The following is a 25827-nucleotide window of genomic DNA, read 5'->3' as shown; positions in this document are numbered from 1 at the left end:
CATGACTAAAGGTTAATTCTTCGAGGCGGATTCCACGTCTTGCGTGCGGATTAATGCCCGGCGGCGCTGCGCTTGCGCGGGCCTGCGAGAATGTAGGCCGGGTAAGGCGCAGCCGCCACCCGGCGTTTGACTACCGCTCCCTCAGCGCCTCCTTCGCCCGGTTAAACGGTTTGATCATATAATCCAGCACCGTTTTCTCCCCGGTCTTAATATCCACCGTCGCTATCATCCCCGGCACGATCGAGAAATGCCTGCCCGCCTTATTCACCAGATAATCCTGGCTGGTACGGATAAACACCCGGTAATAGAACACCTCCGGCTTCGCTTCGTCCTGAATAGTGTCCGGCGAAATGGTCTCCACCACCCCGTGTAGCCCACCGTAAATCGCGTAATCGTAGGCGGTGATTTTCACCAGCGCCTCCTGATTAGGGTGGATAAAGGCGATATCCCGCGGCGAGAGGCGGGTTTCAATCAGCAGGTGATCGTCCACCGGCACAATTTCCATCAGCTCACCGTTGGGCGGGATCACACCGCCAATCGTTGTCACTTTGATGTTTTTCACGATCCCGCGCACCGGAGACTTCACCGTCAGACGGGTAACGGAATCCTCGCGGCCTTTCAGGATCGCTGACACCATATCCACCTCGGCGTTGGCCTTCGACAGCGCTTCACGGGCCTGCACGTAATACTGGGAACGTACGTCGGTGAGCTTCAGCTCCAGGTCGCTTTTCTGCCGTTGCAGGCGCAGCACTTCCACGTGGCTGGCGGCCCCGGTTTTCACCAGCCGCTGGGTGATCGCCAGCTCTTTGTTCGCGAGATCTAACGCGGCGCGCAACTCCCGCTGGGTATCCTCAAGCTGGGCGCGGCGCGAGTTGTAGAGCCGCGTTTCAGCGGCGGTCAGGTCGGTCCATTTCGCCAGGGACGGCGGGAATTTAAGCGGCAGATCGTTCACCTCGGCATACAGACGCGCGCTGGAGGCCAGCGACGCGCGGTAACGCGCCGCGCTTTCGCCGACGTTGGATTCCGAGCGGGTAGGATCCAGTCGCGCCAGCACCTGTCCGGCCTGCACCTGATCCCCTTCGTGCACGTTCAGCTCGGTGAGGATGCCCCCATCCAGCGACTGCAATACCTGCTCGCGTGAACTGGGGATCACTTTCCCGGTGCCGGTTGAGACTTCGTCCAGCACCCCGAACCACGCCCAGACGCCAAGCACCACAAACATCAGCAGGGAGAAGAAAACAATGCGCCGGGCACCGGTATAACCGCTTTCTGAGTCGAGCGCGTTATCCAGATCTTCTACTGCGGCAACGTCACGCTGACTGATTTTCATTTTTCCACTCCCGTCCGGTTGCCTGCTGCTGTTGCTGCATACGGCTGTTGTTCAGCGCCTGGGCTTTTGGCGCGTCCATCACCAGCATGCCATCTTTGAGTACCACCACGCGCTCCACCAGCTCCAGCACCGGCACGCGGTGGGTCGCGACAATCAGCGTGCGGTTGCCAAGCCACGCTCCGAGGCGCTGAATAAATTCCCGCTCGGTATGCTCATCAAGGGAAGCGGTCGGTTCATCCATCAGCACGATATTCGGATCGCGCAGTAGCATCCGTGCCAGCAGGATGGACTGCCGCTGCCCGCCGGACAGCCCGACACCGTTCTCCATAATCGGGTAATCCAGCCCCTTCGGCAGCTTCTGCACAAAGCTGGCCGCGCCGCACATCTCCAGCACCTCGAAGATCTCTTTATCGGTGGCGCGCGGCATGCCGAGCGTGATGTTCTCGCGCAGGGTGCCGTAAAACAGCCGGGCGTTCTGGGTCATAAAGCCGACGTTTCGCCGCACGTCAGCCACGTCCAGATGCGGCAGGCTGAGGTTGTCGAGCCGCAGTTCACCGCCCGCCAGATCCATCCCGCCCGCCATCGCCTGCAACAGGGTTGATTTGCCCGCGCCGTTGCGCCCGAGGATCGCCACTTTCTCGCCCGCTTTGATCTCCAGACGGTTAATGCGCAGCGCCATGCGCGGATCTTCCGGGTGATAGCGGAACTGCGCCTGCTCGAACAGGTAATGTCCGCGCAGCACGTCCTGACGGATCGGCGTCTCTTCGCGCTGATTCTCGGTCGGCAGCTGCATAATGCTGTCCAGCCCCTCTTTGGCCGCCTTCACCTGCTGCCAGCGGGCCAGCACGCCGCACAGCGTCGCCATCGGGGCGATCATCCGTGAGGCGAGCATTGAGGCGGCCACCACTGAACCGGTGGTTAAGGTGCCGTCGATCACCATCGGCGCGCCCACCACGATCACCCCGGCATACACCAGGCTCTGAATGGTCATCCCCCAGCTGATCAGGTTCTGCGTCAGCTCGCGGGTGCGCAGGCCGGATTCGGCGGTGATCTGGATATAGCTGTTCCACTGCTGCAAAAAGCGGTTCTCCGCCTGCATCAGCTTGATATCCTCCAGCCCCTGCACGCTCTCCACCAGCACCGCGTTGCGCAGGGTCGATTCATGCGCCGACTGCTTCGCCAGCTCCGCCAGCTTCTTTTGCAGCAGCAGGCCGGGCAGGACCATGATCACCGCCGCCACCGGGGCGATCCACGCCAGCTGCGGGGCGATGATCGCCAGCACAATCACAAACAGGATAAAAAACGGCAGATCGACGATGGTGGAGATGGTGGAGGAGGTGACCATCTCGCGGATCTGCTCCAGCTCGCGCAGCTGGGAGATAAAGCTGCCGGTGGATCGCGGAATGGCGCTGTGGCGCAGCCGCAGCGCGTGGCCGAACACCCGATCCGAGACGCGCAGATCCGAGCGTTTACCCAGCAGATCCATAATGTGTCCGCGCGCCACGCGCAGCACAAAGCCAAACAGCGTGGCGATCAGCACCCCGATGGTCAGCACATAGAGCGTCGGATAGGACTGGGCGGGGATCACCCGGTCATACACCTGCATGGAAAAGACGATGCCCGAGAGGGAGAGCACGTTAATGAACAGTGCAGCCAGCATCACCCAGCTGTAAGGGCGAAGGTCGCGCATCACCAGCCGGTAGAGCCAGTCCGGGCGGTATTTTGAGATATAGGCATCCACGCGGCTGTCCTTCAGCGCCGCCAGCGGACGCAGGGCGATGACGTGGCGGATGGCAGGCAGCATCGCGCTCATCGACAGGCGGTTGGTGTGCGTGCTGTCGTCGAAAAAGCTGACCTCAAGCGTATCCTCGCCGTCGAAATTGTCGATCACGCCGATTTTACCGTCGTTCAGCTCCACCACCACCGGCAGACGCCAGCTGTTGATGGCGTGCTGATCGGCCGTCAGCAGCTGGAATGTCAGCCCGGCTTCACGGGCGAGCTGCGTCAGCGCGGGCACCATCGGTTTGCCTTTCAGCCACGGCGCGCCGGCGATCAGCGAGCCTGGCGAGCAGGCAACGCGATAGCGCGTCGCCACATAGCCAAACGCCTGCGCCCACTGCTCCAGCGCCTCATCCGTCATATTTTCACCCTGCGGAATATCGCGTTGCTTCATGGCTGGATCTCCACGGTCTGGATGGTGCGGTTTTCAAGATCGAACGCGTGACGCAGGCGCCCGGTGTTGTACAGACAGTTGAGCTGAAGCTGATGCAGCTGTCCGGCGGTTTGCTGTTGGGTAAAGCGCGCCTGATACACCTCCTGCTCGGCGTTGAGCACGTCGAGCAGCGGGCGGGAACCAAGATCGAGATACTGCTGCTGATACAGCTCGCGGGTGCGGGCGCTGAGCGCTTCCTGACGGCCCTGGATCTGAAGCGTGCTCATCAGGCTCATCACCTGGCTGCGCGCTTCCAGCAGTTTTTGCCGCACCTCAAGACGGGTGCGCTGGATGGTGGACTGGGCGGATTCCACCGCGTGTCCGGCAGCGTTACGCCGGGCGGTGAGGCCGCCGCCCTGATAGAGCGGCATCTGCACTTTTACCCACGCGGAGTACTGGGTGCGGTCCCGCGTTTCGTTGCCGGCGTAGCGGTCGTTCAGGTAGTGACGAACTTCCGGCTCCAGCGAAACGGTAGGGGTCATTTGCGCGTTGGCATAGTCGAGATTAGCCTGCGCGACGTTGGCCTGCGCCCAGGCCGCTAATACCGAGGGCACCAGACGATCGTCCGGCTCGGCGATGTCGCAGCTGCGGGCCAGGCTCTGCGGAAAGTCATTGCTGACCTCGTTCAGGCTGTCCCAGCCCAGCAGGCTCATCAGCGTGGCGCGCGAGCTGTCGAGGCTGGCCTGATACTGCATCAGCTGCGCACGCGCCCCTTCGATGCGGGCGTCGGTCTGCACCACGTCAGAGAGTGACGTTGCGCCTTCATCATTACGTTGTTTCGTCAGGGTGCCGATGGAGGACAGGGCATCCAGCTGTTCTTTGGCGGTCTCGACCATCTGCTGCCAGGTCTGCACCTGCACCATGGCGATGGCGGTATCGTGGGCGATGGTGTCGATGCTCACCAGCACGTTGGCCTGCTGCTGGGCGACGCCCGCGTTTTCCGCGCGTACCTGGCTTGCGACTTTGCCGAAGTCGTAAAGCATTTGCGAAAGAGAAAGCACCAGCGAAGGGGTAAAGCCATTATCGTCACCGTCGTGGCTATAGCCGTTATCCATGCCGGCGTTAATTTGCGGATAATATTTCGATTTGGCGACGTCCACATTTTCGCTCTGCTGATAAAGTTTGCCGACGGCTTCACTGATGGCCGGATGCCAGGTCACGGCGCGGTTAACCGCTTCATTCAGCTGTAGCGTGCCGGGGGCGGCTTTGCTGGCTACGGGCGCCACGCGACCATTTAAAGAGGGGAGTTCCTGCGTTTCGCTTAATTGTCCGGTATTAATCATCGCCGCAGGGTTTGCCGCGATAGCGGGCACAGATATCAGGCAGCACGAGAGCCACCAGTAAGGCATCTTCTTTCCCATGTCTTGTCCCTAATAAAAAAGTACTGCTTTTTTGTTTATGCCCGGGCGCTGTGCGCGCCCGGGTCATTTATTGCAGGTGCTATCAGGTAATGATGTGTTGCTGGTTTACAAGCTCGTCGTAGGTGGTCTGAACGTTGTCCAGCGTAACGAGCGCAGATTTAGTGTAGGCGGCTCCCGTGCCGTCACGGTCGATGGAGATAACAGTATTGTTACCGCTTTGTGAAACAGACACATAGTTCCCCAGCGTCGACGCACTACCGTTCCAGCCCACCAGCAGATCGCCAATGTCGATCTTGTCTCCCTGCGTGAGGGAGAAGTTCGTCCAGTGGTCGCCCGTGCTGTTACCTGCGGTAGCGTTACCCGCCGTATTGTTCAACACCTGATAAATCAGCGTGTCGCCGTAGGCCGTGCCGCTAATCACATCGTTATGCTCCGAACTGACAAATTTCGGCGCCATGTCAATGGTCAGCGACGCGGTATCCGTGGTGCCGCTGGCATCGGTCAGGGTGTAGTTAAAGACCTCCTTGCTGGTAATGGTAGAGAGCGAGATCCCCGGGTTGAGGGTATAGGTGTAACTGCCGTCAGCGGCAATCGCCAGCGTCCCGTAGTGGCCCGTGATGTTGGACATCGTGCTGCCGGTGTACGGATCGAGCGTGGTGGTCATGCCGTCGAAGCCGGTGATGCTCACGCGGGTATCAACCGAGTGTAGCTGGTCCATCGCCCCTGCGGAGCCGGTGCCGTCGAAGATATTACCGTCAACGGTGTGGGTGCCCGTCGCGTCGTACTGCGACAGGGAGTAGGTCGTGCCGTTTACGCTTGGGGTAATGGTGATGTTCCCCACGCTCAGCCCCGGTACGCTGCCGGTAAAGTTCAGCGTATAGGTCCCGGCGTTGAGATCCAGCCCGGTCAGCGGAACGTCGATGCTGCCGCCCAGCAGTGAGCCTCCGCTGAAGGAGCCGCTGCGAATCACATTCGTCCCGTCAGTGATTGACCAGTTCACCGTCAGCCCGCCCAGCGACAGCAGCGAGGCCACGTTAAAGTGCAGCGAGGCGTTATGCAGCGCGGTGTTTGCATCCACCACGAAGGTTCCGCTTCCGCTGCCCTGCGTTGACCCCAACAGGGCGGTAGTCCAGCTGGCGGTGCCGACGGAGGTATCCGTATAGGTTGACGTATGGTGAACCGACGTGACGTCCATCGCGGTGCTGACATCGTTTACCGCATCCATTGGGCGCGCGGTTGGGGTGATGTTCAGCGATGCCGTGTCTTTCGAGCCGTCAGGCGCGGTGATGGTGTAGACGAAGGTATCCGGCGTGCTGATATGGTCCGCGCCGACCCCGCTGTCCAGGGTGTAGGTGTACTCCCCGGCCGCGTTGATCCGCAGCGTACCGTACTCGCCGGTGATCTCCGTCAGGCCGCTGCTGTTCACCGCCACGCCGTTAACGTCGGAGACCACGGTACCCGCTGGCGCAATATCATCCGCCAGCACATCCCCGGTGGTGCTCTCGCTCACGCTTGCCACGCTGTAGACATGATCCTGCAAGACGTTCAGCGTGTAGGCCGTCAGCGCGGTGATCCCCGCCGCCGTATTGAGCAGGAACAGGTACTCGCCGGCGGGCAGATTCAGCGTCAGCTGCGAGGAGGTGCCGCCCAGCAGCGGCGCGCGCAGCCAGCCGGGTTCAACGCGCATCTGCTCGAAGGTCTGCGTCGCATTGTTGAACTTATAGATGTAGAGGTCGAACACCGAGGCCAGCGCCACGCCGCCCACGGACGCCTGAACGGTCATGGTGCGGGTGGTGCCTTCTTCTACGGAGTAGATGATCGGGTTGGCCAGATCGTCCAGCAGGTTCAGCCCCAGCGTATTGCCAAGGTTGATCCCCACCAGGGTAAAGCCGCCCTGCGACGAGGTGCCGTTGTTAATCGCCTCCACGGTGGTATCGAAGGTCAGCGAGGCGGTATCGTCCACTGCCACGATACCGCTGCTGCTGGTGCCTTCGCCCAGCGACAGAACCAGATTTGCCGAGGCGCTGGTGCCGTTGTGGGTGATGGTGTAGGTAAAGTTCTCCGTGCGCCCAATGACGGCGGCGCTGGTGTTGGTCAGGTTATAGGTATAGCTGCCGTCCAGGTTGATGGTCAGCGTGCCGTACTGCCCCTGAATCACCGTGCCGTCAGCCGTGACGCTGGTGGTGGTGCCCTGGGCGTTGGTGACCGCGGTGACGGTGGTGCCCGCCGGGGCGTTGTCGCTGCCTGCGGTTGGGTCCACGTCGGTGATGACGTTCCCGACAACGCTGGTCTCGCCGGACACGGTGCCTGCGCTGGTCTCTTTCACCGCCACATCGAGGCTGGTGTAAGAGCCGGTTGCCAGCAGGTTAGTGTTGTAGCTCAGGACGCGATACTGACCATCCGCCAGGCCGGTCAGGTTCAGCGACACCCCCGTCGCGCCGAGGGTCAGCAGGTCAGCGAACTGCGGCTGTCCGGTGTCGACCACGGTGGTCCAGGTGTTGTTGGCGGCGTCAAAGCGCTGTACCACCAGCTCAAGGGTATTGAGCAGGGAGAGTACGGCCCCCGTGGCGTTGGCGTTCACGGCAATATCCGCACTGCCGCCGCTGCCGACGGTGAAACCTACCTGTGCGGTGTCGTTGCCGAGCAGCGTCAGCACGTTACCTACGGCGCCCACCAGCAGGAAACCATAGTCGCTGTACTGCGAGTTGGTCACCGTTGCGGTGGTTGTCAGCGCCAGCTCTTCAACGTTGGTGCTGGCTGAGAGCGGCACCACCGGCGCAAGGGCTGAGCCGGGCAGCGAGACGTTGCCTGCCGCGTCGGTGGCGGTGATTTGCAGCGTCTGGCCTTCCGTCTGTTTATTGAGGAAGGTGTAGCTCCAGGAGCCGTTGCTGTCTGCCGTGGCGGTGACCGTTGAGTTATCCGCCAGACGGATGGTGACGGTACTGCCCGCTTCGGCGCTACCGGTCAGTACACTGCCGTCTGCGTTGAAGGTCCCGGTCGGGGCCGTTGGCGCAGTGAGATCGACAATGACGGTGGTCGAGGTGGAAATCGGGCTGGTGCCCGAGCCGTTGCTCGCCGTGGCGGTGAAGGCATGCGGCCCTTCGCTCAGCACCGGCGTGGTGAAGCTCCAGTTGCCGCTGGCATTTGCGGTGACCGTGCCCATCAGCACCCCGTTGTTATAGAGGGTGATAGTCGCGTTTGGCTGCGCCGTGCCGCTCAGGGTTGGCGTGGTGTCATCGGTGGTTTTCCCGTTGGTCAGGTTGCCCGTCACCGTGCCGACGTTATCGTCGATGTTAGCGATAACCGGCGCGTTCGGGATCGTGGTGATCGGAGCAATCACGGAGGTGGTGATACCCGCGTTACCGGCCTTATCGGTAGCAAAGACAATCAGTGACTCCCCGCCGGTCTGTGGAGGGGTGAGGGTGGCGCTGAAGTTTCCGCTGCCGTCCGCGACGGCGGTACCAAGCACGGTTCCGGTGCTGCTGGTAATGGTGACGGTACTTCCTGCTTCCGCCGTACCGGTAACCTGCGTCCCGTTGGTGATCACCGCCAGCCCGGTTGGGGCTGGTGGCGGCGTCAGGTCAACGTTGATCGTGATAATCGGCGATGGCGCGCTGGTATTGCCCGCGGCATCGGTGGCGGTGGCGGTGAAGTTATGCGCGCCTTCGGTCAGCGTGGTGCTGGTTTGCGGCAGCGTCCAGTTGCCGTTGGCATCGGCAGTGACGGTTCCCACCAGCGTTGTGCCGTCGTAAATACGTACGGTGGCATTGGCTTCCGCCGTACCGTTTAAGGTCGGACGGGTGTCGTTGGTTGGGTTGGTGCCGGTGACAGGGCCGGTGACGGTTCCCACATCATCCACAATCGAGGTGATTGCCGGTGCGACAGGGGCGGTGGCATCCACATTGATGGTGTAACCCCCGGTCTGCGCGCTGGCGTTGCCCACGGCGTCGGTGGCGGAGAAGGTCAGATTATGCGGCCCGTCAGCCAGCGGGGTGGACGGCGTAAAGCTCCACGCGCCGCCGGTGGCGACCGCGGTGCCAATCTGTACCCCATTGTCATAGATGGTTACCGTCGCGCCAGCTTCTGCCGTACCGGTGAGCGTTGGTCGTGCATCGTTGGTTAACCCGCCGTTGGCGACAGGCGTCGCAGCATTACCGACGTCGTCGGTGATGCTGGTCAGTACCGGTAGCGCTGGCGGCGTGGTGTCAATGGTCAGGCTGAAATCGGCGGACGGCGCGCCGGTGTTCCCCGCCTGATCCGTTGCTTCTGCGGTAAAGGTGTGTGACCCGGTGCCCAGCGGCACGGTGATATCCACGGTCCAGTTGCCGTTAGCATCGGCAGTACCGGTGCCCACCAGCGTCGTGCCCTCGTAGATATTCACGGTGGCCAGCGGCTCGCTGGTCCCCACCAGACGCGGGAGAGGATCGTTCGTGGTCTGGCCGGAGCCAATCGCCCCGGTGATGGTGCCAACATCGTCAATCGCCTGGGTGATAACCGGCGCGGCAGGCGCAGTCGTATCCACAACCAGCGTAAAGCCTGGTGAGGCAGGACTGACGTTGCCCGCGGCATCGGTTGCCGTGGCGGTCAAGGTGTGGCTGCCGTTTGCCAGCGTGCCGGTGGTGAAGCTCCATACGCCGTTGGCATCAGCCACGGCGGTGCCCACCTGCTGACCATTCTCATAGATGGTGATGGTCGCGTTGGCTGCCGCGGTGCCGTTCAGCGTTGGCGTGGTGTCGTCTGTGCTTTGTCCCGAGGCGACCGGGCCCAGCACGGGACCGGCATTGTCGGTGGCAGGGGTAAAGACTGGTGCGTCGGGCACCGACGTATCCACCGTCAGGTTGAACGGTGGCGAGGTGACCCCGGTATTGCCTGCGGCATCGGTGGCGTTGAAGGTAATGGTATGCGGCCCTTCACCCAGCGCGGTGGTCGGCGTGAAGGTCCAGTTACCCAGGGCGTTGACGACCGCCGTGCCGATTTCCACATCATCGACAATAACGTGCACCGTTGCGCCCACTTCCCCCGTACCGTTGAAGGTTGGACGGGTGTCGTTGGTGGAACCGTTGCTGGCGATGATTCCCGTTCCCGGGCTGACATCGTCTATCACCGTGGTGACCACCGGGGCCGCAGGGCCGGTGGTATCCACCGTAAAGGCGAATACTGGCGAGTTGGCGGAGACGTTTCCGACATCATCGCTGGCGTTGACGCGCAGGTTATACGTCCCGTCAGTCAGAACCGGATCCGGCGTAAAGGACCAGTTACCGTTGCCGTCGACCGTAGTGGTACCAATCTCCACGCCGTTATTCAGAACGTGAATGGTGGTACCCGCCTGGCCGGTGCCGCTCAGGGTTGGCGTGGTGTCATTGGTGACCTGCCCGGCGGTAAGCGGGCCGGTTACGCCACCCGGAGCGTTGTCGCTGACCGTATCGATCGTCGGCACCTGTGGCGCCGTCAGATCGATATTGATGCTCCAGACGCCGGACGGCTGGCTGACGTTGCCCTGCGGATCCGTCGCTCTGACCGTAAAGTCATGCGTCCCTTCGCCGAGGGCGGTTTCTGGGGTAAATGTCCAGGCGCCGGTACCGTCTGCCGACACCGTACCAATCTGCGTGGCGCCATCAAAAATGGCGACGACGCTATTCGGCTCGGCGGTACCGGTCAGGGTTGGCGTGGTGTCGTTGGTTGGATCGCCGCTTGGGACAGGCGTTGCCGCATTGCCTGCGTTATCCGTCACGCTGGTAATCACCGGCGTGGTGGAGACGGTGTCGACCACAATGGTGATCCCGGCCGACGGGGTGCTCTCATTGCCCGCCGGGTCGGTGGCGGTCACGGTCAGGGTGTGGCTGCCGTCGTCCAGCGCAGGCGGCGTGTAGCTCCAGGTGCCGGTCGGACCGACAACAACGGTGCCCAGCGGGTCGCCGTCATCGTACACCGTAATAGTGTCCCCGGCCGTGCCTGTCCCGGTCAGGGTAGGACGGTTGTCATTGGTACTCTGCCCGTCGGCGATTGGGCCGGTGATCGGACCTACGTCATCAGTCACCGCACCGATGGCTGGCGCTGTCGGGGCGGTAAGGTCGACGGTCACGGTCGCGATCGGCGACTGTCCGCTGGTCTCGCCGGTGGTGGTATTCGTGGCGGTCACGGCAAAGGTGTGTGGCCCTTCCGTCAGCGGCAACAGCGGCGTGTAGCTCCAGTTGCCGTTGGTATCCGCAACGACAGTGGTCACCGGAAGCAGCGATCCATCCTGATAAATGGCGATCACGCTGCCCGGATCGGCGGTGCCGGTAAGGGTAGGCGTGGTGTCATTGGTGGTTTTATCTTTCACATCACCAATGACGGGATCGGCGTCATCGTTGATCGCCGTAATCACCGGCACCGTAGGCAGATCGAGCGGAGAGTCCGGCACGTCAAAGGTGGTTGACGGGCTGGCATTGCCTGCGGGGTCCGTGGCGGTGAGCGTCAGCGTCGCGGCATCCAACTGGGCCGGGGAGAGGGCAATGGAGAAGGTGCCTCCCGTCGCGACCCCGGTCCCGATGACATTGCCGTTGGCGTCACGAACCGTCACCGTGGTTCCGTCATCTGCCGTCCCGGTCAGCGGGGTGCCCTCCGCGGCAATGGTGATATTCGTTGGCGTTGCAGGCGGCAGGGTATCCACCGTCACGCTGAGATCCCCGGAGCTGGCGGAGGTATTCCCCGCCGCGTCACTCGCGGCCACTGAGAAGGTATGCGGCCCCTCGGTAAGCGCAGGGTCGGCGGTCCAGGACCATGTCCCGTTCGGCTGAACCTCCACGACCACCGGCGAGGCGACACCATCAACAGAAACGGTGACGCTCGAACCCGGCTCGCCAATCCCGGTGAGGGTTGGCGTACCGTCGCGGGTGTAAAGCACGCTGTTGGTCAGCTGGCTGTCAGAGACGGCGTCAATTTGCGGCACGGTTGGCGCCTGCGTATCAACCTCCACCGTAAAGACCGGGCTTACCGGGCTAACGTTACCGGCATCGTCCACCGCGGCGACGGTGATATTCAGCGGGCCGTCGGTCTGCGTCGGCAGGGTATAGGACCATCCGCCATTGACGACTTCAACGCGATCCACTTCCACGCCGTTGTTGTAGATGATCACCGTCTCGCCGGTGGTGCCGGTTCCGCTCAGGGTCGGTGTGGTGTCGTTAGTGGACCCGCCGTTCTGCGCGCCGGCGATGTCGCTGATAACAGGGGTGTCCGGGGCGAGGGTATCGACCGTTATCGTGATACCGGCTGATGGCACAGATTCGTTCCCGGCTTCATCGGTGGCGGTCGCCGTGTATTCATGCGTCCCTTCGCCAATGTTGCTCTCAGGACGCCAGCTCCAGTTACCGTTACCGTCCACCGTAACGCTGCCCACGGCCTGCGGCTCGCCTGTACCCACCTGGTCATAGATGGTAATGACGTCATTCGGCGTACCGGTGCCGCTCAGGACCGGACGCGGATCGTTGGTGGATTCGCCATCCAGCACGGGACCGGTGATCTGGCTTACGCTGTCTGTCACCGTTGGGGTTCCCGGCTGGGCAGGCGCGTCGGTATCAATGGTAATGGTCACCGGCGTGGACGGGGCGCTTTCGTTCCCGGCGCTGTCCTGGTTGGTCACCGTCAGGGAGAGATCGTAGGTGCCGTCAGGCAGCGGAGTGGTGGGTGTCCAGCTCCAGTTACCGTCGCCATCGATCTCGGCTTCACCAATTTTGGTGTCGCCATCGTAAATGTTGACGGTATCGCCCGGCGTGCCCGAGCCGCTCAGGGTTGGCGTGGTATCCCGGGTGGTCTCCCCAGGATTCAGGGCCGTCCCCGGCGTGCCGCCGTCCGGGTTGACGGTGATCTCAGGAATATCCGGCGTTGCAGGCGCTGTCGTGTCGATCGCCAGTTCAAACGGCGGCGAAATGGTGGTGTTACCCGCCTCATCCGTTGCGTGGACCGTCAGCGAGTGCGGGCCGTCCGTCAGCGGCGTGGTTGGCGTGAAGCTCCAGCCGCCGCTGCCGTCGAGCACCGCCGTGCCGAGCAGGGTGGTTCCGTCATAGATCGTGATGGTGGTGCCGTCCGGTGCGGTTCCCTGCAACTGCGGCAGCGTGTCGTCGGTGGTGTCCCCGCTGTTAAGCGGAAGCTGCACGGGCCCCACGTTATCGGAAACGGTGTCAATGGTGGCCGCCGGTGGCGGAGTCGTATCGACGGTAAAGGTAAAGCCGGCTGATGGTGCGCTGGCGTTGCCCGCCGCATCGCTCGCGACGACGGTGAACGTATGCTGCCCGTTCACTAATGGGGTAGTAGGCGTGAAGGTCCATGCGCCACCGCTGTTGACAACGGCAGTACCAATATCCTGTCCGTCCAGACGGATCGTCACGGTGGAGCCCGGCTCGCCGGTACCGTTCAGCGTCGGGAGCGTGTCGTTGGTGGTTTCATTGGTGTCGAGCGCACCCGTGCGGCCCGGTACGTCATCAATGACCTGCGTAATGGCCGGCGCGCCCGGGGCGGCGGTATCCACCGTGATGCTCCAGGTGTTCGATGTCCCGCTGAGGTTATTGTTGGCGTCAACCGCCGTCGCCGTCAGTACGTGCCCGCCGTCCGGTAGCGCGGTTTCCAGCGTGATGGACCACTGACCGTTCGCCGACACGACTGCGGTGCCAATTTCGGTAGTACCGCTGTAGAGGGTGATGGTGGTGCCAGGCTCGCCCGTTCCGTTGATGGTTGGCGTGCTGTCGTTGGTGAGACCGTTCTGGCTGACAGGACCGGTGACGCCGGGGGCATCATCCACCACGCCCGTGATGACCGGGGTTTGTGCCGCGGTGATGTCCGGCGCGTCAAACGGCGCGGTCGGACCGGTGTTTCCGGCGGTATCAGTGGCATCGGCGGTCAGGGCTTCGCCGTTGGCTTTCGGCGGGATCAGATCTACGCTGAAATTCCCCTGATCGTCGGCGACCGCTTCCCCGACCTTCACGCCATTTTCACGAATGGTGACGGTACTGCCCGGCTCGGCTGTACCGGTTACGGTGGTGCCGTCGGCAGAGATCACCACGTTTTCCGGCGCCAGCGGTGGGGTGCTGTCTGGCGCGTCGGCAAAGCCAGACGGGCTGGTGTTACCGCTGCCGTCGGTGGCCGTCACTTCAAGGGCTTCGCCGTTGGTCTGGGCTGGCGAAATCGGGATGGTAAATGTGCCGTCCGGACCGGCGGTTGCCTGGCCGATGATCGTACCGTCCGGCGCTTTAATGATGATTGTGCTGTTTGGCTCGGCGGTTCCGCTGACGCTGGCCCCGTCTTCCGCCACCACCAGGTTGCCCGGTGCGGCAGGCGGGGTGATATCCGCTGCGTTAACCAGCGCCGGTGAGCTCTGGTTGCCTGCGGCATCGGAGGCGACCACGGAGATAATCTCACCGTTGGTCTGCGCAGGGTTCAGGTTGGCGACATAGTTGCCGTTGCTGTCGGCAGTGGCGGTCCCGATTTGCAGCCCGGCATTGTTGGTGATGACGATTTTACTGCCCGGCTCGGCGGTACCGGTGATCTGGGTGCCTGCGGAGTTGAGCGTCGCAACCGGCATGTCTGGCGGCGTAAGATCGACGGTAAAGTTGATCGGCTGAGACAGACCGCTCTGGTTGCCTGCCGCATCGGTTTCCCGCAGGGTAATCGAGTGTGTGCCTTCTGCCAGTGGACTCGTCGGCGTGATGCTCCAGGTACCGTTCGGCAGAACGGTGGTGGTGCCGATAACAACGCCGTTATCGTAAACCGTGATCGTGCTGCCCGGTTCGCCTCTGCCCGTCAGGCGCGGCTCTGAGGCATCGGTAAATTGCCCGGCACCGATCGCCCCTTTCAGTACGCCCGTGTCGTCGTTAATGATAAATCCGGAAGGCGTTTGCGGCGCGGTGACATCTACCGTGACGGTAAAGACCGGCGAGGCCGGGCCAGTGTTACCGGCGACGTCGGTGGCGCGCACGGTAAGCTGGTGGCTGCCTTCGCTCAGATTCACCGACGGCGTAAAGCTCCAGCTTCCGTTACTGCCCACAACCGCTGTGCCAATGGCAATGCCGTTATCATAGATGGTGACCGTCGAGCCCGCTTCCGCCGTGCCGGTGAGCTGTGGCCGCGGGTCGTTGGTGCTGCTTCCACTCACGAGCGTGCCGGTGCCAGGCGCAACATCATCGGTGATGCTGACGATCGCTGGCGCGCCAGGCGCGACGGTATCGACCAAGAAGGTTACCGCCGTGGACGCCGGGCTGGTATTGCCTGCGGCATCGGTCGCGGTGGTGGTAATGGCGTGGTTGCCTTCAGACAGGTTGGTCGACGGGGTAAAGCTCCATTTCCCGGTGGCATCGGCTGTGGCGGTGCCAATCGGTTTCCCGTTGTCATAGAAGGTAATGACGGTGCCGGCTTCACTGATGCCGCTGAACGTCGGACGCGCATCGTCCGTGCGTTGTCCGTTGCTCAGCGGGCCTGTTTCGGCGCCCACGTTATCATTGACGGTGACAATCTCGGGTGCATCCGGCGCGGTTAAATCCGGTGCCGTGACCTGAACGCCCGGGCTGGTATTGCCGGACTGATCGGTGGCGGTAGCGGTGATCTGTTCTCCGTTGGTAAGCGGCGTACCGAGATCAATCGTAAATTTCCCGTCGCTGCCCGCTTTGCCCGTTCCGATGGTGTTGCCATCGGCATCTTTCAGGGTAACGGTGCTGCCCGGCTCAGCGGTACCGGTGACGGTTTTGCCGTCAGGGGAGACCTCCAGATTGGCCGGGGCATCCGGCGCGGTGAGATCCGGTGCCGTAACCTGACCGCCCTGGCTGGTATTGCCGGACGGATCGGTGGCGGTGGCGGTGATCTGTTCCCCGTTGGTGAGTGGCGTACCGAGATCAATCGTAAATTTCCCGTCGCTACCCGCCTTGCCCGTTCCGATGGTGTTGCCATCGGCATCTTTCAGGGTAATCGTGCTGCCCGGCTCAGCGGTACCGGTGACGGTTTTGCCGTCAGGTGAGACCTGTAGATTGGTGGGGGCATCCGGAGGCGTGGTATCTGGCTCGGAAGGATTTCCCGGATTGCCGGGATTCGGACTGTTGTTATCGTCATCCCCGCCACCTCCACCGCCGGTTCCCGCCGCAATGGCAATCCCACCTGCGACGGCCAGGCCACCCAGCACCCAGGGCCACGCTGCGGCGCCGCCGGTATCACTCCCTGACGCCGCCAGTAGGGCGTCCGTGGAGGCGATGGATTCATAGGTGGCGGCACCGGTTGGATCTTCAATCCACCACAGCGCACCGTCGCTCTCCTCAAGCACCAGCTGGCTCACGCCCTGCGCGTCGGTGATGTAGAAATTCTTGAGGGTAATCACTTCGCCCGAGTGGAGGGTAATCACCAGATCGTTTCCGCTGCGGGAGTAACCTGAGATATCGGCGCGATCCACGTTAAGTTTAACAATAGACGAATGGCCGAGTGTTACCTGTGTTCCCTCCGTGGTCGTTTCCACGCCAGTTAGTTTCGATATAACAGATATTTGGCTCATACAGTTATTACTCCAACAGAGTTATTGTTTACGGCGTGTCAGACGTGGCCATATTTTCTGAAGGGATGAGGGCGCTCCCGGCGAAAATACTGTGAATAAAACAGTATTTACCGTTGCTTTCTTTAGAGCGACCGAGATCCGCCAGCAATCAACGTGGCAACATCAGGGCGAAGCTAATTATTTACATGAGAAACTGTTATTTATTTATATTTTCGTGTTTTATAAACCTTATTATTTGTGAAGGTATTATTTATTTTGCTGTAAAAATGATATAGCTATAAATATCTGAATGTGCAAATTAAGTGTCTGTAAACCCTGCACTGTGATTGCAGAGAAAATTAATTGATAGCGCGAATATATTTTGTTGGCTATGCGGACCGCGCCACAGAGGCGTTGGCGTACAGGCGGTCGGGATTAGGTAGTGGAAGAGATGATAGGGGGATAATACTGAATACACAGGCTTTATTTATAATTCCAGCGAATATTAATGACTGCTTAATTATGATTTAAGTTAGGGTAAATCATCTGCTGTATGATATATTTCAAAGAATCGCATTAATAAAATATATTTTCGGTTTGGGTTTGGATTCTGCTACGCATAAAAATAAACTGTCGACTTCACATATTTCATAAATAAAAAGGCCGCAAATGTGGCCTTTCTGAGGGGGGAGGTTTAGCCGAAAGAGATAATCCCCATTTCAATCAGTGCGGCGAGCGTCAGAAGAATAAAGAGGATAACGACTATGGGTCTGTACATTTGATTTTCCATCCATGTTTATCATGCAATCCGTTTTATGTGCATCATTATTGATGATGGTGCAGGCGATCCCTACCCCCCTATTTTGCGCCACTTTGCCGTAAAAATCAGTTAGCTGCTGGCACTTTTTCTACTTTTTCTCCGGCCCGACGGGCCGTGGCTGGCAGGATGTCGGCATCCGCCACGTAGCCATCAGGATCGAGACAGCGATTGTGTTCTCTCGCCTGGTGCAGGATCGCTTCGTCCCAGTACAGGCGCTTACGCTGATCGCCCCGGGTCGTCAGAATAAACTCCACATTGCCATCAACCGCGCGGTAGCGGCGCCAGCTGTTTGCCGGAATGGAGATCACCGAACGTTCCGGGGCGATAATGCTGACTTCCTTACCCGCCTCGTTCCAGGTCACCTCCAGCTGGCCTTTAAAGACCATGATCACCTGAATATCCGGGCAGAGATGGCGACCGACAATGTGGTCGTCAGCAAGCCGCAGCCATTCGACGGAAAAACCGTGCGGGCTCAGGATAGCGGGAGCGGAATCCCGATCCTGTGAAATGCCGAAACCGATAACCGGCGCAATTTCGCCGCCGTGTCCCGGCAGCACCGAGTCCAGCAGTCCCTGCGCTGACCAGCAGCGATCATCGCCGGTTACCGCACGCTGGCGCATCTCCTCAACGCTGTAGTCACGCAGACCGGCAATATATTGCTCTGACAGCGGCGTCAGCAGCGTGGCGGGATCGGGCGTTGGTTCACCTGCCTCCTGCGCAATCAGCATATTATCCTTGCTGAGATACATACCGTACTCGCTGGCGGCCGCCAGCACTGATGGGTGCCAGATGATGCCGCCCGTGTTGTCCCCGCCGAGCACCGTAAACACCATGCCGCAGGTATCTTCTTTACTGACGTTGGTAAAACCACGGAAGATCCAGGTCGGTATTGAGAGGATAGTGGGTGCGCTAAATTCAGCTTCATGCTCGCCGTTGGCGCCCCAGCGAAAACGCCATGTCCCTTCATGGATCAGGAACACTTCTGCGGTGAAATGCAGATGCAGGTTATTGGTTACCCCTTTCGGCATAGCCGCCGCGCCAATGTTAAAGCCGTGCGGCTCGGGGATATTAACAATCTGCTCGCTGGACTGGGTTACACCCGGGCCAATGAAGGAATAGTTTTGTTTGAGATGCGAACCGGGCAGCTTGCAATCAATAAAAGCAAGATTGCAGGAAACCATATCGTCGGGGGCGATTAACCGTGTTCGTGCCTGGCTCTGGCTAAGATGGATAGTTTTCATCATTTCTCCTTTTAATAACCGGATGCACCGGTGGTAGGGATGGCGTTGCCGCGGGCGAGAGCAATTGCTTCACGTGAGGCGCGACCCAGCTGCATAACGTCGTTTGCTGGGGTAACAAACTGGAAACCCTGCGCAATACGCGCTGCGGCGGCCGCGCCGGAAGTACAGAAAATACCGGCAATCTTCTGCTGCTGGCGGCAGCAGTGAATCACCCGCTCAATAGCAGCAAGCATTTCGGGATGTTGGGATTCGGCGCTGGCGCTGCCGGTCAGCGTCAGCGAGAGATCGTTGGGGCCAATAAACACACCGTCCAGCCCTTCGGTATCAAGGATGGCGTCAAGATCCGCCAGCCCTTCGCGGGTTTCGATCATTGCCAGCGTCAGGATCTCGTCGTTAGCGTGCTGTGGATAATCACTGCCGCCGTAGAGTAGACCTCTGGCCGGACCAAAGGAGCGAACACCCAGCGGTGGATAGCGACAGGCAGCGACAAAACGGCGAGCCTGTTCCGCGCTGGAGATCATCGGACAGATTACGCCATACGCGCCGGCGTCTAATACGCGCATGATTTGCGCCGGATCGTTATCTGCCACCCTCACCAGCGGCACGGCAGGCGTGCTCGATAGCGCCTGTAGCATCGACAACGCGCTGGCAAAATCAATCATGCCGTGCTGCAAATCGACGGTGACGGCGTCGTAACCCTGATGGCCCATAATTTCCGCGCTATACCCGGACGGGATCGCCAGCCAGCCGTTAACGATCGGGGTATTTTCCAGAAATGCGGTCTTTAAACTGTTTTTGCGCACTGTATGCACTCCGTTATCCACTGACGCAGCAGCGGCGCGATCTCATCCGGGGTTTCCAGCGGAATAAAATGCCCGCCAGCCTCCACCGTATGCCTGGTCACGTTCGCGTTGCCTGCTGCCAGTAGCTGATGATGATGGGGCGTGCAGATAACGTCCTGCGCGCCGTTTAGAAGTAATGTGGGGCAGGAGAGGGCGTTAAACGCAGCCCGGTTGTCCTGCCGGTGAATGGCCATTTCCGTTTGCTCCGCAAAGGTCTCAATGCCGCACTCTTGCGCCATTCGGCAAATAGTCTCTTGCAGGATCCGATCGGACAGATGTGACGGGGCGACATAGCTCTGCCACAGCGACGAGACCAGCCAGTCGGCCAGGCCCCGCGCCTGTGCGGTGTGTACCGCTTCCCGGCGTGAAGCGAGGGTGTCTGGCGCAACGGGCAACGGATTAACGGAAATCAGCGCCAGCCCGTTCACTCTTTCTGGTGCGTCGGCGGCCATTTGCAGCGCGACAATCGCGCCGAGCGAAAAGCCTGCCAGCAGAAAGCGCGGCGGCAGAACCTTTAACAACCGCCGTGACGCCTGCGGCGCGGACTCTGCGCCCGTCAGCGTGATGCACAGCACCACTGAGACGTTCAGCCGTTCAATGACGGGCTGCCAGAGCCGGGCGTTACACAGCGTGCCGCCAAGCAGAACCAGCGGCAGATCGGTATTGTCCAGAAGCGGATATTCCATTGCATCCCTCATGTAGCCGTCCAGCCGCCGTCAACCATCAGGGCGCTGCCGGTGATCAGCCCGGCGGCTTCAGAGGCGAGGAACACCACCGGCCCCATAATGTCCTCCAGCCTGCCTGGCCGGCGCAGTTTGATGTTGTCCAGCACATAGCGGCGAAATGCCGGGTCGGCGAGCGACGAACGCGTCAGGTCGGTTTCAATGAAGGTCGGGCACAGCGTATTGACACGGATCCCCGCATCGCCCAGCTCCAGCGCCATCGTTCGGGTTAACCCTTCAAGCGCGAATTTGGAGGCACAGTACACGCTACGCTCGGGGCCACCAACGTGTCCCATTTGCGATGAGATGTGAATAATCGATCCCCCCTTACCGTCCGCCCGCATTCTGCGCGCCACATGCTGGCTGATAAAAAAGGTGGCGCGCAGGTTAAGCGCCATCACCGCATCGAAATTTTCCTCGTTCACCTCAAGAAACGGCTGGTGGCGGGCCAGCCCGGCACTGTTCACCAGAATGTCGGGCGTGGGCAACGTCGCCAGCACACGCGCCACCTCCTGAGTGTCGGTAATATCCAGTTCCAGCGGGTGAAATGCGAGACTGTGTTCCGCTGCCAGACCTGTGGCATGCGCCAGCGCCTCGCGGCCCCGGGCGGCGATCCATACCTCTGCTCCCGCCTGTGCGAGGGCGACGGCGGCGGCGAAGCCAATCCCTCTTGACCCGCCGGTCACCAGCGCGCGTTTGCCGTGCAGGGTGAAAGAGGGCGTTTGCAAAAGCGTCATGGCTTACACCTTTTCCCTGACCGGGGCCGGTGTGGCGTAGGGAACTTCCGTCTTGCCATAACGGCGCACGCGAATATTGGCCTGCTCGGCATGTCCGGCGAACCCTTCCAGCAGCGACAGACGGGAACAATAGCTGCCGATTTCGGCAGTGGCTTCGTCGCTGAGGACTTTCTGGAAGGTGCAGGTTTTCATGAACTTGCCCACCCACAGGCCGCCGGTATAACGTGCGGCTTTCTGCGTGGGCAGTGTGTGGTTGGTGCCGATCACCTTATCGCCGTAGGCCACGTTAGTACGCGGTCCAAGGAACAGCGCGCCGTAATTGGTCAGGTTAGCCAGGAACCAGTCGTCCCGGTCGGTCATCACCTGAACATGTTCGGAAGCGATACGATCTGCCTCCAGCAGCATCTCTTCGTGGCTGTCGCAGACGATGATTTCCCCGTAGTCCTGCCACGACTGGCGGGCAATGTCGGCGGTAGGGAGCTTTTCCAGCAGCCGTTCCACTTCGCTGAGCGTCTCTTTGGCAAGTTGAAGCGAGTTCGTCAGCAGGATGGCAGGGGTGGTGACGCCGTGTTCGGCCTGGCCCAGCAGGTCCGTGGCGCACATTTCCGCGTCAACAGTGTCATCGGCAATCACCAGCGTTTCCGTCGGACCGGCAAACAGATCGATACCTACCCGGCCGAACAGCTGGCGTTTGGCCTCCGCAACGAAGGCGTTACCGGGCCCGACCAGCATGTCGACCGGTGCCAGCGAGTCCGTGCCCAGCGCCATGGCGCCTATCGCCTGAATGCCGCCAAGGGCATAGATTTCCGTTGCGCCAGCCATTTTTTGCGCCGCGACAATCGCCGGGGCGGGCTGACCGTTAAACGGCGGGGCACAGCTGATGATTCTTGAGCACCCCGCCACGCTGGCAGTGATGATCGACATGTGCGCGGAGGCGAGCAGGGGATATTTTCCGCCAGGCACGTAACATCCTACGGCGTTAATCGGAATATTTTTATGCCCGAGGATCACCCCGGGACGTGTTTCAATTTCTAGGTCCCGCAGACATTCTTTCTGCGCGCGGGCAAAATTCGCCACCTGCTGTTGGGCAAATTCAATATCCTGAATATCCTGGCGGCTTAACTGTTTTATGCAGCGGTCAATCTCCGCGGACGTCAGACGATAATCCTGACGGTCATAACGATCGAATTTAATGGATAATTCGCGAATGGCTTTATTTCCGCGTTTTTCAATATCCGCAAGTATTTGTTCAACCGTTTCTCTTATTTGCTGGTTGGCTTGCTGGCGCTCTTCGGTAGATTTACCGGTTTTTAATTTCCAGGACACTCGCTTCTCCTTACCTTTTTCAGATGTCAGTTATCCTCCCGGCGAGCCGGGAAAGGGTGTTTACTTCAGAAAGAGTTATTGATCCGGCGCGGCAGCGTACGCACCGTTTTTTAATAATTGGGCTGAGGTTTGCGTTTTACGGGCATATACCCATCGAGCGGACAGCGGCGTGGCAATAGCGGCCACAACGGAAAGGGCGGCAATCAATATATAACCGGACGACAGGTTAATATGTTGCATCATTACGCCCATCATTACCGGCCCGACAAACATGCCGCAGGAATAAATGGTCTGGAATAGTCCCATTCGCGTGGATTGTTCATCAGACGAGGTATTCACTACGCTGAGCGACATGAATGCGGCAAAGGCCATACCAAACGAGAACCCCGCCAGCGCCTGCCACAGGTAAATCACATAGATATTGCTGGTAAAGGGAATGCCGAAAGTGGAAATCACCTGTAAAACGATGCCGAGCACGGCGGTTTTTACCAGCCCAAGGCGCTGATAAAACACCGAGCTGCACAGGGCGATGGCCAGCCCGTAAAAAAGAAGGTGAATGTTACCCAGCAGCGCGAGGATCCCCGCCCGGGCGCCAAGCTGCTCGGCATAGACCGGCGTCAGCGTGTCGCGGGTGGCGAAGGGCACCAGAATGACGACGGTCGCCAGGATGCCAATCAGCCAGACGGAACGGTCGGCCAGCTGCTGGCGCGCGCCGGTAATGCAGGCTTTAAGCGTGGGGGCCTGAACCGGGTCGTGCACGTCCTGAATGCGGGTCGTCAGGAATAACGCCACCAGGGCGGAGATGCAGGAGACAAAAAAGGCGATGTTATTGGCGAAATAGTGAATCAGCACCGCGCCAATACAGTTACCGAGAAACACGCCGATGGGCCCTGCCAGCGCCAGCAGCGCGACGGCGGCAGGCGCTTCGTTGCGACCGAAGTAACGCATGAACAGGATGTTGTACAGCACCCAGGTCGCCGCCGTGACACCGTCTGCCGCTTTCGCCAGATACAGCGTAATGGCGTTGGGTTCAAGCCAGGCAATCGGCCAGGCGATAATTGGCAGCAGCAGGCCAATCTGGATGAAGATCCTGCGGCTTTTAACCACGTCGGAAATAATGCCTAACGGGAAGCGTATCAGAAGGGTTGCCAGACCGGACGCGCCCATGATGATGCCCATGATCTGTGGTTCAATGCCCTGGTTGATCATCATGGGGGCCAGGAATGTATCAATGCTATGAATGCAGATAAAGAACAGGATGCTGATGATGAAAAAGAGCCGGGCTTCCCGACGGCGTAACAGTGCTTGAAACATGGTTTTGAACCTCTTAAGAATTAATGGGTTATAACCAGTCAGGGACGACGTTTACCGGTTCAATCCTTTGGGCGACTCCTGTTCTCTCCGGTACCATTGACGGTATGAAAACTCTTTGCATACGTATTCAATATTTGAAGTTACGAAAAGGTTTCACATTTGTAAAGTGATCTCGATCTTGTTGTGAGAATTTTAATTTTTTGTGTTGCATACGCATGCAAAGGTGGTGTAAGTATAAAAAACACCCACTTGCTGAGGCGTTTGAAGTACGCGCAAATGGGCAGGACGTTGATAAGGAATCAGGGGTAATGAAACGTAAGACTTTTGCAGCAGTCACATCCCAACAGGTCGCTCAGCTGGCGGGGGTATCGCAATCTGCGGTGTCGCGAACGTTCACGCCGGGGGCCAGCATTTCACCGGCAACGCGTGAAAAAGTGCTGAAGGCAGCGCGCGAGCTGGGCTATCGCCCGAATGCGATCGCCCGTTCGCTCAACACGGCTCGTTCGCGCATTATCGGTGTCGTCATTTCTTACTTTGATAACCCCTTTTACTCGCAGGTGCTGGAGGCGCTGGCGCAAAAGCTGGATACGCTGAACTATCACCTGCTGCTGTTCGTTGGCGATCGGGAAGGTAACGTAGACCGTATTTTTGACCAGATTATGCAGTACCGGGTGGATGGCATTGTGCTGGCCTCGGTGACGCTGTCGCTGGAGTTATCCGAGGAGTGCCTTGCCGCCGGGATCCCGGTAGTGCTGTTTAACCGCAGCGAAGAGAGTGGCATGGCCTCCAGCGTCAACAGTAATAACGAAGCGGCCGCGCGGCAGATTGCCGAGTTTCTGCTGGCGGGGGAGCACAAGCGTTTTGCCTACGTGGGCGGCGTGGCCGATTCCCCGGTCAATATCGCCCGCCAGCGCGGGTTCATTTCCACGCTGGAAGAACATGGCATCACCGATGTCCGGGTGGTGCACGGGAATTACGACGCTCAGCAAACCACCCGGGCAGCCTATACCCTGTTTTCGACGTCGCCAGCGCCGGATGCGGTCTTTGTCGCCAACGATCATATGGCCGTCACGGTAATGGATGTGGCGCGCTATGAGTTTGGTTTGCGCATTCCGGAGGAGGTCTCCGTTGTCGGCTATGACGACATCGGCCCTTCCGGCTGGCCCTCTTATGCGTTGACCTCGGCGTCGCAGCCGGTCGGCGCGATGGTGGATGCCACGGTGGAACTGTTAATGAAGCAAATTGACAGCGGAACCATAGAGCCTGAACAGATTACGGTGCCCGGTACGCTGGTGATACGCCACTCGGCGCGTCGCCCACGCAGCGGCGTTATCGAAACCAATGGTTTAACGCTATTCCAGTCTAAGGAGCGCACATGACCAGATTGCGGGGCTTCAGCCCTCAATTCGACTCTATCCAGCAGTTCATTTTGACGCTGACGCACGTGGTGTGGGAGCAGAAAGATATCGGCCAGCTGGCGGATTTTTACGCCACGCCGGTGGTTTTCACTACCCCGGAAAAACAGCTGCATGAGCTTTCCCAGTTTATGCGCCTGACGCTTGAGGCGATGCACAGCTTCCCGCAGCGAGCGGTGCTGACGGAGGATATTCTGTGCAGCCAGAACCCGGGGGACGAGTACTATGCGGCGCAGCGTACCGTAGCCCGCATTCAGCACCAGGGGGAGGGATTTTTTGGCCCGCCGACCGGGAAAAATGTCTGGGTCCGCACCTGGGCCGATCGCATCTGTGTTGATGGTGCCGTACGCCAGGAGTGGCTGCTTCAGGATCGTGCCGCGATTGTGGCGCAACTGGGGCTGGATGTCCGCGACTTTGCTTTTAACCTGGCGACCATGCGCCAGCAGCTTGGGCTGGAATCTGTGTCTGCTGAGACGCTGGACGCCCGCTGGGCGGGTGGGCCTGAGGGCGACGACGTGGAAGGGGCGCTGGCCGGGGTCGTTGAGCGCTACTTAACGATGTGGGCGGGCGGTAACAGCGGCGTGGTGCCCGGTCTCTATCACCCGGCGGCGACGCTGTACGCGCCGGGGCACTGCCTCTGCACCGGCGAACAGGAAATTGGCGCACAGCTTTCCGGTTATCGCGCTTCATTTGCCGACAGCGAAACGCAGCTTCATCACCTGATTGTGCGTAAAGATCCTAATGAGCCGATTCGACTTTCATTGCGCTGGTCGTTGTTAACCTGGCATGACGGTTACGGCAAATTTGGTGCGCCGACCCGTAAACCCATATCAATTACCGGTATCAGCCAGCTTGAATTACGTGATGGTTTAATTTTCCGTGAATATCTGGGGATCGATGAATTAGCGATTTGGTCGCAAATATTTAATTAATGGGGCGGCAGCCCCCTTATTCCGGCTGCAAAAAATAACCGTGTTTGATTCACCCTCACTTACGGGTGCGGGTTCTTATTGTCTGAAAAC

Annotated in this window: 12 protein-coding genes; 2 read left to right on the top strand and 10 right to left on the bottom strand. The window is 60.0% G+C overall.

The features are described from left to right. Window positions 1–130: 130 nt before the first annotated feature. From KTH07_RS15215 to KTH07_RS15170, 10 genes are all read right to left on the bottom strand, one after another. On the bottom strand, window positions 131–1330 hold the full coding sequence (locus tag KTH07_RS15215; RefSeq protein WP_017382757.1) for an HlyD family efflux transporter periplasmic adaptor subunit: 1200 nt from the start codon (window positions 1328–1330) through the stop codon (window positions 131–133). Beyond that, window positions 1311–3503: a type I secretion system permease/ATPase gene (locus KTH07_RS15210; protein ID WP_017692801.1), complete on the bottom strand. Its 2193-nt coding sequence runs from the start codon at window positions 3501–3503 to the stop codon at window positions 1311–1313. Before KTH07_RS15210 ends, KTH07_RS15215 begins: the two co-directional genes overlap by 20 nt. After that, a complete protein-coding gene (locus KTH07_RS15205) occupies window positions 3500–4903 on the bottom strand; it encodes a TolC family outer membrane protein (RefSeq protein WP_023304292.1) in 1404 nt (467 codons plus the stop codon). The genes KTH07_RS15210 and KTH07_RS15205 overlap by 4 nt, the downstream gene beginning before the upstream one ends. Window positions 4904–4985: 82 nt before the next feature. Continuing rightward, window positions 4986–16409, bottom strand: a complete 11424-nt coding sequence (locus KTH07_RS15200; RefSeq protein WP_217310792.1) for a BapA/Bap/LapF family large adhesin — start codon at window positions 16407–16409, stop codon at window positions 4986–4988. A gap of 864 nt (window positions 16410–17273) precedes the next feature. Beyond that, window positions 17274–18449, bottom strand: coding sequence for a hypothetical protein (locus tag KTH07_RS15195; protein ID WP_040118015.1), 1176 nt, complete (start codon window positions 18447–18449; stop codon window positions 17274–17276). Between the two features lie 11 nt (window positions 18450–18460). After that, window positions 18461–19252: an HpcH/HpaI aldolase/citrate lyase family protein gene (locus tag KTH07_RS15190; RefSeq protein ID WP_023295301.1), complete on the bottom strand. Its 792-nt coding sequence runs from the start codon at window positions 19250–19252 to the stop codon at window positions 18461–18463. Then, window positions 19234–19977, bottom strand: a complete 744-nt coding sequence (locus KTH07_RS15185; RefSeq protein ID WP_063162145.1) for an alpha/beta fold hydrolase — start codon at window positions 19975–19977, stop codon at window positions 19234–19236. The genes KTH07_RS15190 and KTH07_RS15185 overlap by 19 nt, the downstream gene beginning before the upstream one ends. A gap of 8 nt (window positions 19978–19985) precedes the next feature. Then, the gene (locus KTH07_RS15180; protein ID WP_023304287.1) at window positions 19986–20750 is read right to left on the bottom strand and encodes an SDR family NAD(P)-dependent oxidoreductase; all 765 of its coding nucleotides are present in this window, start codon (window positions 20748–20750) and stop codon (window positions 19986–19988) included. 3 nt (window positions 20751–20753) lie between these two features. Next, window positions 20754–22076, bottom strand: coding sequence for a histidinol dehydrogenase (gene hisD / locus KTH07_RS15175; protein ID WP_045333240.1), 1323 nt, complete (start codon window positions 22074–22076; stop codon window positions 20754–20756). A 75-nt stretch (window positions 22077–22151) separates the two neighbouring features. Beyond that, the gene (locus KTH07_RS15170; protein WP_063162146.1) at window positions 22152–23390 is read right to left on the bottom strand and encodes an MFS transporter; all 1239 of its coding nucleotides are present in this window, start codon (window positions 23388–23390) and stop codon (window positions 22152–22154) included. A gap of 308 nt (window positions 23391–23698) precedes the next feature. Between KTH07_RS15170 and KTH07_RS15165 the strand changes: the two genes are divergently transcribed. Next, on the top strand, window positions 23699–24769 hold the full coding sequence (locus KTH07_RS15165) for a LacI family DNA-binding transcriptional regulator (protein ID WP_003862277.1): 1071 nt from the start codon (window positions 23699–23701) through the stop codon (window positions 24767–24769). After that, window positions 24766–25737 (top strand): nuclear transport factor 2 family protein, encoded by a 972-nt coding sequence (locus KTH07_RS15160; protein ID WP_015571630.1) that lies wholly within the window; start codon window positions 24766–24768, stop codon window positions 25735–25737. Before KTH07_RS15165 ends, KTH07_RS15160 begins: the two co-directional genes overlap by 4 nt. The last annotated feature ends 90 nt before the right edge of the window (window positions 25738–25827 follow it).

This window comes from Enterobacter cloacae complex sp. ECL72 (assembly GCF_019056635.1).
GTDB classification, from domain to species: Bacteria; Pseudomonadota; Gammaproteobacteria; order Enterobacterales; family Enterobacteriaceae; genus Enterobacter; species Enterobacter hormaechei_C.
The sequence above is the reverse complement of the archived record's forward strand: the minus strand, read 5'-3'. Positions and strand labels throughout refer to the sequence as shown.

Coding starts and splice junctions, on each gene's coding strand:
- KTH07_RS15205 (WP_023304292.1), bottom strand. CDS start 4,903: ATGGGAAAGAAGATGCCTTACTGGTGGCTCTCGTGCTGCCTGATATCT.
- KTH07_RS15195 (WP_040118015.1), bottom strand. CDS start 18,449: ATGAAAACTATCCATCTTAGCCAGAGCCAGGCACGAACACGGTTAATC.
- KTH07_RS15200 (WP_217310792.1), bottom strand. CDS start 16,409: ATGAGCCAAATATCTGTTATATCGAAACTAACTGGCGTGGAAACGACC.
- KTH07_RS15180 (WP_023304287.1), bottom strand. CDS start 20,750: ATGACGCTTTTGCAAACGCCCTCTTTCACCCTGCACGGCAAACGCGCG.
- KTH07_RS15215 (WP_017382757.1), bottom strand. CDS start 1,330: ATGAAAATCAGTCAGCGTGACGTTGCCGCAGTAGAAGATCTGGATAAC.
- KTH07_RS15165 (WP_003862277.1), top strand. CDS start 23,699: ATGAAACGTAAGACTTTTGCAGCAGTCACATCCCAACAGGTCGCTCAG.
- KTH07_RS15185 (WP_063162145.1), bottom strand. CDS start 19,977: ATGGAATATCCGCTTCTGGACAATACCGATCTGCCGCTGGTTCTGCTT.
- KTH07_RS15210 (WP_017692801.1), bottom strand. CDS start 3,503: ATGAAGCAACGCGATATTCCGCAGGGTGAAAATATGACGGATGAGGCG.
- KTH07_RS15160 (WP_015571630.1), top strand. CDS start 24,766: ATGACCAGATTGCGGGGCTTCAGCCCTCAATTCGACTCTATCCAGCAG.
- KTH07_RS15170 (WP_063162146.1), bottom strand. CDS start 23,390: ATGTTTCAAGCACTGTTACGCCGTCGGGAAGCCCGGCTCTTTTTCATC.